The organism is Nocardiopsis sp. TNDT3, assembly GCF_003427465.1.
Taxonomy (GTDB): Bacteria; Actinomycetota; Actinomycetes; order Streptosporangiales; family Streptosporangiaceae; genus Nocardiopsis; species Nocardiopsis dassonvillei.
Genome location: NZ_QPFC01000190.1, coordinates 1 through 11,703 on the forward strand (window position 1 = coordinate 1; position 11,703 = coordinate 11,703).

Consider the following 11,703-nt stretch of genomic DNA (forward strand, 5'->3'; position numbering starts at 1 on the left):
GGCCCGGCGGGAGGGTCTCCTCCCGCCGGGCCCGCCCGTGCGGTGGTGCCGGGTACGCGGCTCGGATCAGGCCTCGCCGGTGGCCGCCTCGACCTCCGACATGAACTGCTCCGCGGCCTCGGCCGGGGTCAGCTCGCCGAAGGTCAGGTCCTCGGTGACGCGCTTGGTGATGTCCACGACCTGCCCCGCGCCGATCGGCGGCGGCGGGTTGCCGTCCACGATCGTGCCCTCGATCTCGGACAGGAACACCGCGCTGCGGGCGTCGGCCTCGGGCAGAGAGTCGATGATGTGGGACCGCACGTCCACGTTGGCGGGCAGACCGCGGTCGGCCAGGATCAGCTCGGCCGCCTCCTCGCTGTTGAGCAGGAAGTCCACGAACAGCGCCGCCTCCTCCGGGTGCTCGGTGCCCGCGGAGATGGAGTAGAACATGGCCGGCTTGAAGAACATGCCGGTGCGGTCCTCGGTGCTCTCACCCGGGTAGCGCAGCAGTTCGATGTCGCGGCCGGAGGAGGCCGAGATGCCGCCCAGCTGGTTGGTCCAGAAGTGGGCCATCGCGCCCTGGTTGGTGGAGAGCACCGACTGGTCGGGGCCGCCCGCCTCGATCTCCACGCTCTCGGCCGCGCCGGGCTGGCCGCCGTTCTCCACCAGCTGCTCGGTGACGGAGAACCACTCCTCCAGCGTCTCCTGGGAGAAGCCGAGGGATCCGTCCTCGGCGTAGAGGTTCTCCCCGCGCTGGCGGGCGAAGATCTGGAAGCCCGTCTCGTTGTAGGACATGCTCTGCGTGCCCACGACCTCGCCGTCGGTGGCCTCGCTGATCTGGGCCGAGATCTCGATGTAGTCGTCCCAGGTCCACGTCTCGTCGTCGGGCATCTCCACGCCCGCGTCCTCGAAGGCCTGGGGGTCGGCCAGGATCGCGTAGGCGTTCACGCCGGTGGCCACACCGAAGGTCTGCCCGTCCAGGTCGCCGCTCTCGGCCACCAGGGGGTCGATCCCCGACAGGTCCAACTCGACCTCGTTGAGGTCGAGCAGGGCGCCGCGGTCGCCGTACTCGCGCAGGTAGCGCTCCTCCTGCGTGATGATGTCGGGGGCGTCGTTGGCGGCGGTGCTGGTGGCCAGGCGGTCCCAGTACCCGGCCCAGTCGGTGTACTCGGGGACGATGGTGATGCCCGGGTTCTCGGCCTCGAACAGGTCGATGACCTGCTGGGTGGTGGAGTGGCGGTCGTCCGCGCCCCACCAGGAGAAGCGCAGCTCGACCGTGCCGTCGTCGGGCTCGGAGCCGCCACAGGCGGTGGCCGCCATGACGACGGCGCCCACTCCCGCGGCCACGGAGAGGAAAGGGCTGCGGCGACGGGCCTGGGGGCGCCCGTTGCCAGGGTGTGCGTGCATGTGTTCGGTTCCCTTCGACTACTTGATTCCGGTGGTGGCGATGCCCTTGACGAGGTATCGCTGACCCGCGAGGAAGAAACCGAAGACGGGGCCCAGGGCGACGATCGACATGGCGAACAGCGGACCCCAGGAGGTCTGCGAGGTCGAGTCGACGAAGGTGCGCAGGGCGACGGGGACGGTGTACATCGACGGGTCGGTGAGGAAGATCAGCTGGCTGAAGAAGTCGTTCCAGGTCCAGATGAAGGTGAAGATCGCGCTGGTGGCCAGGGCCGGCAGGGACAGCGGCATGATGATCTGGAAGAAGATGCGCACGTGGCCGCAGCCGTCGATGCGCGCCGCCTCGTCCAGGTCGCGGGGCAGTCCGCGGATGAACTGCACCATGAGGAAGATGAAGAACCCGTCCGTGGCCAGCAGCTTGGGCACGATCAGCGGCAGGAAGGTGTTGATCCAGTCCAGCTCGGCGAAGAGGATGTACTGCGGCACGATCACGACGTGGATCGGCAGCATGATCGTGGCCATCATGACGGCGAAGAACAGCCGCTTGCCGCGGAACTCCAGCCGGGCGAAGGCGTAGGCCGCCATCGAGCAGCCGATGAGGTTGCCCACGATCGCCCCGGCCACCACGATCGCCGAGTTGAGCAGGTAGTGGTGGAAGGGGAACTGGAGGGCGTTCCACCCCTCGGTGTAGTTGCCCGGGGTGAAGGTCTCGGGGATCAGGCCCGGGGCGCGGAAGATCTCCTCGGTGGGCTTGAACGAGCTGGAGAGCATCCACAGCAGCGGGTAGAGCATGACCAGCCCGAAGGCGATGAGCCCGATGTGCGTGATCAGCCGTCGTGTGTGTTCGGCCCGCGTGCGCTTCTGCGAGGTCACGGGGGGCATTGTCTTAGTCGCCATAGAAGACCCAGTACTTGGAGGCGATGAAGTTCACCGCGGTGAACCCGCCGATGATCAGCAGCAGCAGCCAGGCCATCGCCGAGGCGTAGCCCATGTCGAAGGAGCCGAAACCGCGCAGGTAGAGGTAGAGCGTGTAGAAGAGCGTGGAGTCCGAGGGGCCGCCGGTGCCGCCGCTGACCACGAACGCCTGGGTGAAGGTCTGGAAGGCGTTGATGAACTGCAGCACCATGTTGAAGAAGATGATCGGGGTGAGCATCGGCACGGTGATGTTCCAGAAGCGGCGCAGGGGGCCCGCCCCGTCCACCGCGGCGGCCTCGTAGTACATGGCGGGGATCTGGCGCAGACCCGCCAGGAAGATCACCATGGGCGCGCCGAAGGTCCACACGTTGAGCACGATCAGGGTGCCCAGCGCGTAGTCGGGGTGGGAGACCCAGCCCTCGCCCTGGATGCCGAAGAAGGCGAGCACCTGGTTGATCAGGCCCTCCGCGCCGAAGACCTGGCGCCACAGGATGGCGATGGCCACGCTGCCGCCGAGCAGGGAGGGCAGGTAGTACACCGACCGGTACAGGGGCAGCCCCCGCACGCCGCGGTCCAGGATCATGGCCAGGGCCAGGGCCAGGGCGAGCTGGAGCGGCACCGACACGAAGACGTAGACGAACGTGACCCTGAGCGCGCTGTGCAGGCGCTCGTCGTCGAACATCCGCTGGTAGTTCTCCAGGCCGACCCACTCGTAGTCGCCGATGAGGTTGTAGTCGGTGAAGGAGAAGTACAGGGAGGCCAGGAGGGGGCCCGCGGTGATGAGCACCAGGCCGACGAACCACGGGGCCAGGAAGCCGTAGGCGGCGAGGTTCTCGTTCCGCCGCTTGCCAGGGGCCGGGCTCTTGCCGACCCTGCGGCGCGGCTTGGCGCCGGCCGGGGCGTCGGGGGCCTTGGCGGGCCGCCGTTGCAGGAGGGCGCTCACGGGGATCCACCCTCCTGTGGGGCCACCGCCGGAGCGCTGGCGGGCGCGTGCGGTCCTGGATTCATGGAAACTGCCAATCTCGTTCGGAGACGCGTACGCTGTGGGCGAGAACACGTGATGAACTGCCGAAACATGTTCTGGTAAGCGCTATCCACGTACTAAGATGTTCAGTTTCTAGCACCGGGTTACATGGGTGTCAACGGCAGGTTTCCCGAAAACTGTGATCCAAGCCCCATATCGTTACGCTTCCGGCGGCCCCGGAGGCGCGGATTCTGCCGCGCGCTTTCCTCCCCCGCGCTCGTTCGCATGAGAAATCCCACCCTCCGAAGTGGATATGCCACTCTCCGTCGCGCGTCACGGGAGTGCGGACGCTCGGACACGTCTTGGTCGACACCCTTGTCGACCGGATGGGAAAGCGTTTACCATGCCCTGTGTGAACCACACCACCCCACGCAGGTACGCGATCGTCGGCACCGGATCCCGCGCCCGGATGTACACCCGGGCCCTGACCGGCACCCACCGGGACCGGGGACGTCTGGTCGCCCTCTGCGACACCAACAGCACCCGCATGACCGTGCACAACCGCATCGTCACCGACGCCGGGCTCGACGCCGTGCCGACCTACTCCCCAGACGACTTCGTCCGCATGCTCAAGGAGGAGAGGGTCGACGAGGTCATCGTCTGCACCGTCGACCGCACCCACGCCGACTACGTCGTGGCGGCCCTGGACGCCGGACTCGACGCCATCACCGAGAAGCCCATGACCGCCGACCTGGAGGGGCTGCGGCGCATCAACGAGGCCCAGGAGCGCACCGGGGGGCGGGTGACCGTCGGCTTCAACTACCGCTACAACCCCGTCCACCGCCAGCTGCGCGACCTCATCGCCTCCGGGGTGATCGGCGAGGTCGGGTCGGTGCACTTCGAGTGGCTGCTGGACCTGCGCCACGGCGCCGACTACTTCCGCCGCTGGCACCGCGACAAGACCCAGTCCGGCGGCCTGCTCGTGCACAAGGCCAGCCACCACTTCGACCTGGTCAACTGGTGGATCGGCGCCCGCCCCACCGACGTGTTCGCGTCGGGGAGGCTGTTCTTCTACGGCGACGACAACGGCCGCCGCCACGGCCTGGCCGCCGACTACGAGCGCGGCCACGGCGAGGACGCCGCCCAGAGCGACCCCTTCGCCCTGCACATGGACGACAGCGCCGACCTCAGGGCCCTGTACCTGGACGCCGAGCACGAGGACGGCTACCGGCGCGACCTCAACGTCTTCGGACCCGGCATCACCATCGAGGACGACATGTCCGTGCTGGTCGGCTACGACACCGGTGCGCGCCTGACCTACCACCTGGTCGCCTACGCGCCCTGGGAGGGGTACCGGATCGCGATCACCGGCAGCCGGGGGCGCCTGGAGCTGGACATGACCGAGTTCGAGTACACCTCGCCCGAGCAGGACGAGACCACGCCCGTGCGCGGCATGCCCGCCCCCAAGGAGCACACCAGCGCACGGCTGTGGCTGCGCCGCCACTGGCAGCCCCCCGAGGAGATCCCCGTGGCGGTGGGCGAGGGCACCCACGGCGGCGGCGACCAGCTCATGCTCGACTCGCTGTTCGGCGGCGAGGACGACGGCATCCGCCCCGACCACTCCGACGGCGGCAACGCCCTGCTCACCGGGCTGGCGGCCAACGCCTCCATCGCCTCGGGGGCGCCGGTCCGCGTCGCCGACCTGCTCGGGGGCAGCTGATGGGCGAACCCGTGCCCGTGCTGCTGGCCGGGGTCCACGGCCACGGCCGCGCCCACCTGCGCTCCCTGCGCGAGCTGGCGGGCAGCGGCCTGGTCCGGCTCGTGGGCGTGTGCGACCAGCGCCCCGTGGCCGAGGACGACGACCTGGAGGGGCACGGCGCGCTGCCCTGCCACGCCGACCTGGGCGAGGCGATCGAGAGCACCGGCGCGCGGATCACCGTCCTGGCCACGCCCATCCACACCCACCTGCCCCTGGCCCGCACCGCGCTGGAACACGGCTCCCACCTGCTGCTGGAGAAGCCCACCACCGCGACCCTGGCCGAGTTCGAGGAGCTCACCGCGGCCGTGGACGCCTCCGGGCTGGCCTGCCAGGTGGGCTTCCAGAGCCTGGGGTCGGCCGCGGTGGAGGCCGTGCGCACCCTGGTGCGCGAGGGCGCGGTGGGGCGCGTGCGCGGCATCGGCGGTGCGGGCACGTGGGTGCGCACCTCGGCCTACTACGACCGCGCACCCTGGGCGGGGCGCCGCCGCCTCCAGGGGCGCGACGTCGTGGACGGGGCGCTGACCAACCCCTTCGCCCACGCCCTGGCCACCGCGCTGGCCGTGGCCGGAGCCGCGACCGAGGCGCCGCGGGACGTGGAGCTGGAGATGTTCCACGCCCACCCCATCGAGGCCGACGACACCTCGTGCGTGCGCGTGCGCACCGCGGACGGGCTGCCCATCACCCTGGCGGTGACCCTGTGCGCGCCCGAGCACCTGCCGCCGCGCCTGGTGGTCCACGGCGACCTGGGGCGCATCGAGTTCGAGTACACGCTGGACCGCGTCACCGTGCACCGGCCGGGCCGGCCCCCGGCCACCACCACGCACCCGCGCACCCACCTGTTGTCCAACCTGGTCGAGCACGTGCGCGGGGGCGAGCCGCTGCTGGTGCCGCCCCAGGCCACCCGGGCTTTCATGCACGTGCTCGAAGCGGTGCGCACCGCGCCCGACCCGGTGGCGCTGCCGGCGGGCATGCAGCACGTGTACCGCACCGAGGAGGGGGTGCGCCGGATCGTCCCCGGCATCGACGCCCTCATCCACCGCAGCGCCGAGCACCTGGCGCTGTTCTCCGAACTCGACCCCGCCTGGTCCCCCGCGGCCCGGACGGGAGCGACCGACGCGAAGGCCACGCCGTGAACACGCTGACCCTGGACGGCTGCGTCCTGGCCGTCCTCAGGGACGGGACCGACATCGAGCCGACCCTGTCGCCGCGCCCCTACCTGCACCCGGTGCGCACCCTCGCCGGGGTGCCGGTCACCGAGGAGCGGCCCGCCGACCACCTGCACCACTTCGGGGTGGGCGTGGCCGTGCCCGACGTGTCGGGGGTGAGCTTCTGGGGCGGACGCACCTTCACCCGCGACCGGGGGTCGGTGCTGCTGGACAACCACGGCCGTCAGCGGCACGTGTCCTGGCTGGAGCTGGCCGCGGACCGCCGTGTGGAGGCGCTGTCGTGGACCGGCCCGGACGGGGCCGAGATGCTGAGCGAGGAGCGCACCGTACGGGCCGCGGGCCTGGACGGGCGCACCTGGGTGCTGGACGTGCGCACGCAGCTGCGCAACACCTCGGGGCGCGACCTGAGCATCGGCAGCCCCGCCACCAACGGCAGGCCCGGCGCCGGGTACGGGGGCCTGTTCTGGCGCGCGCCCGTGGCCGCGGCCCCGCCCGCCGTCGTCGGCGCGGGCGGGCTGGAGGGAGAGAAGGCCCTGCACGGTTCGCGGGCCGAGTGGCTGGCCCTGGTCAGCGGTGAGGGTGCCGGAGGCCGTGGTGCCGGGAACGGCGGCGCGACCGCGAGCGGGGGGTGGACCCTGGTCTTCCTCCAGCCCGGGGAGCACACCGACCCGTGGTTCCTGCGGGCCGAGGACTACCCGGGGGTGGGGCCCGCGCTGGCGTGGGACACGCGGCTGCCCCTGCCCGAGGGCGGGCGCCTGGAGCGGCGGCTGCGCGTGGCGGTGCGCGACGGGCGGGCCGACGGGGCCGGGGAGCTGGCGGCCCTGGCCGAGGCCGCCCGGAACCTGCCCTAGTCCGGAATCCGCCCCGGTGCGGTGACCGCGAAGGGCACCGGACCGCTCCTTTCCCTTGTGCGCCGTTCGGGGGCTGGCCCCCTTCCGCCGCACCCACCCCGGGGCGGCCAGCCCGCCAACCGCCCCGGGTCCGTGCCCGGGAGGTGACGGGGAAAGGGGCTCCGCGGCTGTGGCGGAACTGAGGGCGGAACCGAGGTGGGGCCGCGGGCCGAGCCGGTGGGGCCCGGCCCACGGGATCCGGCCTGCGAGGCGCGGTTCGAGGTACGCCCCGCGGGGACGGGCTCCGCGGGGCGGGTCCGGTCGGGCCTGACCGGTTCTGACCGGAGCCCGCTCCGGAGGGGCCGGGCGGCCCGGGCACGAGGAGCGCAGCACGAAACCGGGCGGGCCCGGGGACCCCCCCCGATATCAACGTTAGGCCCGCCGCGCGGGGCGGCACCAGTGCCCCGCACGACCTGTGGACAACCCCCCGAACCCGGGGGCGAGGGAAGGAAGACAACACCCATGCGCGTTCTCGTCACCGGCGGCTCCGGACGGCTCGGCCGCAGCGTCGTGGCCACCCTGGCCGCACGCGGACACCAGGTGACCTCCGTGGACACCGCCGCGGCCGACCTGCCCGAGGGAGTCGACGCGGTCACCGCCGACCTGCTGGACCCGGCCGCGCTGGAGGCGGCCTTCACCCGGGCCCGCCCCGAGGCCGTCGTCCACCTGGCCGGGATCGCCGTACCCTTCGCCCGACCCGACGTGGAGACCCTCCAGGTCAACACCGGCCTGGCCTGGGCGGTGCTCTCCGCCGCCGTCGCCCACGGCGCCCACTCGGCGGTGGCCGCCTCCAGCCCCACCGTCTACGGGTACAACACCCCCTCCTGGGCGCCCCGCTACCTGCCGCTGGACGAGGCCCACCCGGTCACGCCCTGGCACGCCTACGGGCTGAGCAAGGCGATCATCGAGGACACCGTGCGGGCCCTGGCCCGCACCTCCGCCACCTGCGTCCTGTCGTGCGTGCGCCCGGGCTACGTCGTGGCCCCCGAGGAGTGGGAGGGCGCGCCCACCCAGCTCGGGCACACCATGGCCGAGCGGCTGGCCGACCCGGCCCTGGCCGCCACCTCCCTGTTCAACTACGTCGACGCCCGCGACGCCGCCGAGCTGTTCGCGCTGGTCATCGAGAACCCGGCCAAGGTCAGCGGCGGCCAGGTGTTCAACGCCATGGCCCCCGACCCGCTGTCCGAGGTGCCCGTCGACGCCCTGCTGCCCCTGCACCACCCCGGCACCGCCCCGGTGGCCGCCGCCCTGGCCGACGGCCGCGCGGTCTTCTCCTCCCAGGCGGCCCGTACCGCGCTGGGCTGGGCCCCCTCCCGGACCTGGCGCACGCAACTGCGCTCCGGGGAGAGCCGCGCCTCCGAGGCCGGTTCCGTGGCTGACGGGGCCCGTGGGACATCAGAGCGTCCGTGAGCTGGTCGAGGGCTCCGCTAGGGTAGGAAAGAGTTTTCCCATGGGCCGAGGCAGGAGAGGGAGCGGCGTGGAGTCCGGTTACGTGACGCTGGAACAGGTCGCCGAGCACGCCGGGGTGTCCCTGGCCACGGCGTCCAGGGTGATCAACGGCAGCACACGCCAGGTCAGTCAGCGCCTGCGCGACAAGGTGACCGCCAGCGCGCGCGAACTCGGCTACCTGGCCAACGCCTCGGCCCAGACCCTGGCCCGCAACAGCAGCGCCCTGGTCGGCCTGCTCGTCCACGACATCTCCGACCCCTACTTCTCCTCGATCGCCGCCGGGGTCACCCGCCACACCGAGGAACAGGGACTGGTCCTGGTGCTGGGCACCACCAACCGCTCCGCGCAGAAGGAGGGCCGCATCCTGGCCACGCTGCGCGCGCACCGGGCCCGCGCGGTGGTGCTGGTCGGCTCGCGCTCCACCGACGAGGAGAGCAACCGGCGCCTGTCCGAGGAGATCCGCATGTTCCGCCGCCAGGGCGGGCGGGTGGCGTGCGTGTCCCAGGAGGGCCTGCCCGCGGACACGGTCACCCCCGACAACCACACCGGGGCCTCCGACCTGGCCCGCCGCCTCATCGCCCAGGGGCACCGGGAGTTCGCCATCCTGGCCGGGCCCACCGACCTCCAGACCGCCCGCGAACGCCTGGACGGGTTCCACTCCGCGCTCTCGGGCGCGGGGCTGGAACTGGCCCACCACAACGTGGTGCACGGCGCCTTCACCCGCGACGGCGGCTACGAGTCCACCCGCCGCCTGATGGCGGTGGGCACCGACGCCACGTGTCTGTTCGCCGTCAACGACGTCATGGCCACGGGGGCGATGGCCGCGCTGCGCGACCTGGGCCTGCGGGTGCCCACCGACCTGTCCGTGGCCGGGTTCGACGACATCCCCACCCTGCGCGACCTCACCCCCGCCCTGACCACGGTGCGCCTGCCGCTGGAGGAGATGGGCGAACGCGCCGCTGTGCTCGCCCTGGACGGCGATCCCAGCGACCAGCCCCGCGTGGTCACCGTGCGCGGCGAGGTCGTCGAGCGCGAGAGCACCGCGCCGCCCACCCGCTGAGTTCCGCGGGCGGCTCCCGCACGCCCCACGTGTGCGGTGCGTTTCCCCGGGCATGCCCGGCGCCCCTCATGAGGGCTGGTAACGGGCCCTGATGTGGAAACGCTCGCCCTGCGGGCCGAGGATGCTCAGGAACTCGACCGGCCGGGGCTCGGCGTTGCCGAACCAGTGCGGCAGATGGGTGTCGAACTCGGCGACCTCGCCCGCGGTGAGGACGATGTCCTGGTCTCCCAGCACCAGGCGCAGCCGTCCGCTGAGCACGTACAGCCAGTGGTAGCCCTCGTGCGAGCGGGGATCGGGTTCCAGGTCGTCGGGACCGGCCGGGAGGACCTGCTTGAACGCCTGGAGCCCGCCGGGGTTGCGGGACAGCGGGATGACGGTCATGCCGTTGCGCACGGTCGGCCGCGGGTAGACCCGTGGATCGCCGTTGGCCGGAGCCCCGACGAGTTCGTCGAGCGGCACGTTGTAGGCCTTGGCCAGGGGCAGCAGCAGTTCCAGGCCCGGTCTGCGCTGTCCCGACTCCAGCCGCGACAGGGTGCTGACCGCGATACCGGTGGTCTCGGACAGTGCGGTCAGGGTGATCCCGTGGCGGTGCCTCAGCGCGCGCAGCCGGGGGCCGACCGCGCTCAGGACCGCGTTGAACTCGTCGTCCATGGCTCGACTGTGCCCGCTTCCTTGCGGTTTCCGCAAAGAACTTTGTCATCCCTCCCCCCGGGGGAACAGTGTGGTGCCCGAGACGGCCACGGTCCGCGCACCAGGGCCCACGAGTGAGGAGAAGGACGATGGACGCACAGTTCTGGGAAGAGATGTACGGCAGCCGCGAACAGGTCTTCAGCGGCGAGCCCAACGGGGTGCTCGTCGCCGAGACCGCCGACCTGCCGCCGGGGCAGGCCCTCGACGTGGGCTGCGGCGAGGGCGCGGACGCGCTCTGGCTGGCCCGGCGGGGATGGCTGGTCACCGCCGTCGACATCTCCTGGACCGCGCTGCGCCGTGCCGCCCGCACGGGTACCGGCACCGACCGCGTGGCGTGGACGCGCGCCGACCTGACCGCCGTGCCGCCGCCCAGCGGTTCGTTCGACCTGGTGTCCGTCCACTACTTCCCCCTTCCCCGCCGAGCGGACCACGCCGCGCTGCGCGGCCTGCTGGCCGCCGTCGCCCCCGGCGGGACCCTGCTCTTCGTCAGCCACGACCTCGCCGACCTGCCGCCGCACCACGACGGCCCCGACCCGCGCGACTTCTACCAGCCCGCCGAGGTCGCCGGGCTCCTCGGTGACGGCTGGACCGTCCTGGTGGACGAGACCCGGGCGCGACCCGCCCCCGCGCCCGAGGGCACACGCCACACCCACGACACCGTCCTGCGGGCCCGCCGCGCGGGATGACGCCGCACCCCGCCCGGCGCCCCGTGCCGTTTCGGCCACGAACCCGGCCCGGGTGGTGACGCCGCGCCCCGCCCGGTGACCCGCACCGGGCGGGGGCAGGCCCGGCGCGAACTCCGCAACCCCGCCCACGGCCGTCCCGCGCCGCTGCGGTCCCGGCGGGGAGGCCGGCACGGGCGGGGACGCTCCGCGAACGCCCCCCTGCGCGGGGGGCGCGGGCTCAGGCGCGGGCCGAGCGGCCCAGGCCCGGGATCAGCACCGCCCCGACCAGGACGTGCATCCCCTCCAGCACCAGCACGACCACCGGCGCGGCGCCGCTGGTGAGGGGTCCGGCCAGGGAGAGCGCGAGCACCACGCAGGCGGTGACCGTCCACGCCCGCCGGGGCCGCCGCGCCGTGCGCTCCAGCAGCGCGAGCAGTCCCCAGGCCGCCGCGGCGCTGAGCAGACCCGCGAAGGCCACGGCCCCCGGCCCCACAGGCCGGGCCTGCCCGCCCGGGAAGGCGGTCAGGTCCACGCCCATCAGCGGCACGGCCAGGGCCCACAGGGCCAGCGGAGCGAGCACCGCGGCGGTCGCGGTGAGTAGCCGCCGGGGGACGGCTGAGGCGGTGCGGGCGGTGGTTTCTGTGGTGGCCATGGTCTTTCCCAACGTCGTCGTGTGGTGCGGCACGGTCCGGGCCTCGTCCCGGGCCGCTGGACGGAAGGTCCGTCCGCGTCCCCCCGGAGGTGAACTCCCAGCCGGTCCGG

11 protein-coding genes are annotated in these 11,703 nt (G+C 72.7%); 6 read left to right on the plus strand and 5 right to left on the minus strand.

What is annotated here, in order from left to right; translation table 11 throughout:
• Positions 1–66: 66 nt before the first annotated feature.
• Genes DQW06_RS05125 through DQW06_RS05135 form a run of 3 tightly spaced genes read right to left on the minus strand, consistent with a single transcriptional unit; the run spans position 67 to position 3,241 of the window.
• The gene (locus DQW06_RS05125) at positions 67–1,386 is read right to left on the minus strand and encodes an ABC transporter substrate-binding protein (RefSeq protein ID WP_013153069.1); all 1,320 of its coding nucleotides are present in this window, start codon (positions 1,384–1,386) and stop codon (positions 67–69) included.
• A gap of 18 nt (positions 1,387–1,404) precedes the next feature.
• The gene (locus DQW06_RS05130) at positions 1,405–2,280 is read right to left on the minus strand and encodes a carbohydrate ABC transporter permease (RefSeq protein ID WP_013153068.1); all 876 of its coding nucleotides are present in this window, start codon (positions 2,278–2,280) and stop codon (positions 1,405–1,407) included.
• Complete coding sequence (locus DQW06_RS05135; protein WP_013153067.1) at positions 2,270–3,241, minus strand: carbohydrate ABC transporter permease; 972 nt, start codon at positions 3,239–3,241, stop codon at positions 2,270–2,272. Before DQW06_RS05135 ends, DQW06_RS05130 begins: the two co-directional genes overlap by 11 nt.
• Positions 3,242–3,674: 433 nt before the next feature.
• Between DQW06_RS05135 and DQW06_RS05140 the strand changes: the two genes are divergently transcribed.
• The 5 genes from DQW06_RS05140 (at position 3,675) to DQW06_RS05160 (ending at position 9,586) form a co-directional block, all read left to right on the plus strand.
• Positions 3,675–4,982 carry a Gfo/Idh/MocA family protein gene (locus DQW06_RS05140; RefSeq protein WP_117198053.1) on the plus strand — a complete coding sequence of 436 codons (1,308 nt, stop codon included), beginning with the start codon at positions 3,675–3,677 and terminating at the stop codon, positions 4,980–4,982.
• Positions 4,982–6,154, plus strand: a complete 1,173-nt coding sequence (locus DQW06_RS05145) for a Gfo/Idh/MocA family protein (RefSeq protein WP_117198054.1) — start codon at positions 4,982–4,984, stop codon at positions 6,152–6,154. The genes DQW06_RS05140 and DQW06_RS05145 overlap by 1 nt, the downstream gene beginning before the upstream one ends.
• Positions 6,151–7,038, plus strand: coding sequence for a PmoA family protein (locus DQW06_RS05150; RefSeq protein ID WP_013153064.1), 888 nt, complete (start codon positions 6,151–6,153; stop codon positions 7,036–7,038). Before DQW06_RS05145 ends, DQW06_RS05150 begins: the two co-directional genes overlap by 4 nt.
• A 501-nt stretch (positions 7,039–7,539) precedes the next feature.
• Positions 7,540–8,487, plus strand: a complete 948-nt coding sequence (locus tag DQW06_RS05155) for an NAD(P)-dependent oxidoreductase (RefSeq protein WP_013153063.1) — start codon at positions 7,540–7,542, stop codon at positions 8,485–8,487.
• A 67-nt stretch (positions 8,488–8,554) separates the two neighbouring features.
• Positions 8,555–9,586, plus strand: a complete 1,032-nt coding sequence (locus tag DQW06_RS05160; protein WP_013153062.1) for a LacI family DNA-binding transcriptional regulator — start codon at positions 8,555–8,557, stop codon at positions 9,584–9,586.
• Positions 9,587–9,652: 66 nt separating this feature from the next.
• Here DQW06_RS05160 and DQW06_RS05165 read toward each other — a convergent pair whose 3' ends face one another.
• Positions 9,653–10,237, minus strand: coding sequence for a helix-turn-helix domain-containing protein (locus DQW06_RS05165; protein WP_117198055.1), 585 nt, complete (start codon positions 10,235–10,237; stop codon positions 9,653–9,655).
• A gap of 128 nt (positions 10,238–10,365) precedes the next feature.
• On the opposite strand from DQW06_RS05165, the gene DQW06_RS05170 reads away from it, so the two are divergent.
• The gene (locus DQW06_RS05170) at positions 10,366–10,962 is read left to right on the plus strand and encodes a bifunctional 2-polyprenyl-6-hydroxyphenol methylase/3-demethylubiquinol 3-O-methyltransferase UbiG (protein WP_013153060.1); all 597 of its coding nucleotides are present in this window, start codon (positions 10,366–10,368) and stop codon (positions 10,960–10,962) included.
• 217 nt (positions 10,963–11,179) lie between these two features.
• Here DQW06_RS05170 and DQW06_RS05175 read toward each other — a convergent pair whose 3' ends face one another.
• On the minus strand, positions 11,180–11,593 hold the full coding sequence (locus DQW06_RS05175; protein WP_013153059.1) for a DUF6069 family protein: 414 nt from the start codon (positions 11,591–11,593) through the stop codon (positions 11,180–11,182).
• Positions 11,594–11,703: the final 110 nt, after the last annotated feature.

Bases quoted from the DNA above. Each gene is read 5' to 3' on its own strand.
- DQW06_RS05170 (WP_013153060.1), top strand. From the start codon at position 10,366: ATGGACGCACAGTTCTGGGAAGAGATGTACGGCAGCCGCGAACAGGTC.
- DQW06_RS05175 (WP_013153059.1), bottom strand. From the start codon at position 11,593: ATGGCCACCACAGAAACCACCGCCCGCACCGCCTCAGCCGTCCCCCGG.
- DQW06_RS05165 (WP_117198055.1), bottom strand. From the start codon at position 10,237: ATGGACGACGAGTTCAACGCGGTCCTGAGCGCGGTCGGCCCCCGGCTG.
- DQW06_RS05130 (WP_013153068.1), bottom strand. From the start codon at position 2,280: ATGGCGACTAAGACAATGCCCCCCGTGACCTCGCAGAAGCGCACGCGG.
- DQW06_RS05145 (WP_117198054.1), top strand. From the start codon at position 4,982: ATGGGCGAACCCGTGCCCGTGCTGCTGGCCGGGGTCCACGGCCACGGC.
- DQW06_RS05155 (WP_013153063.1), top strand. From the start codon at position 7,540: ATGCGCGTTCTCGTCACCGGCGGCTCCGGACGGCTCGGCCGCAGCGTC.
- DQW06_RS05125 (WP_013153069.1), bottom strand. From the start codon at position 1,386: ATGCACGCACACCCTGGCAACGGGCGCCCCCAGGCCCGTCGCCGCAGC.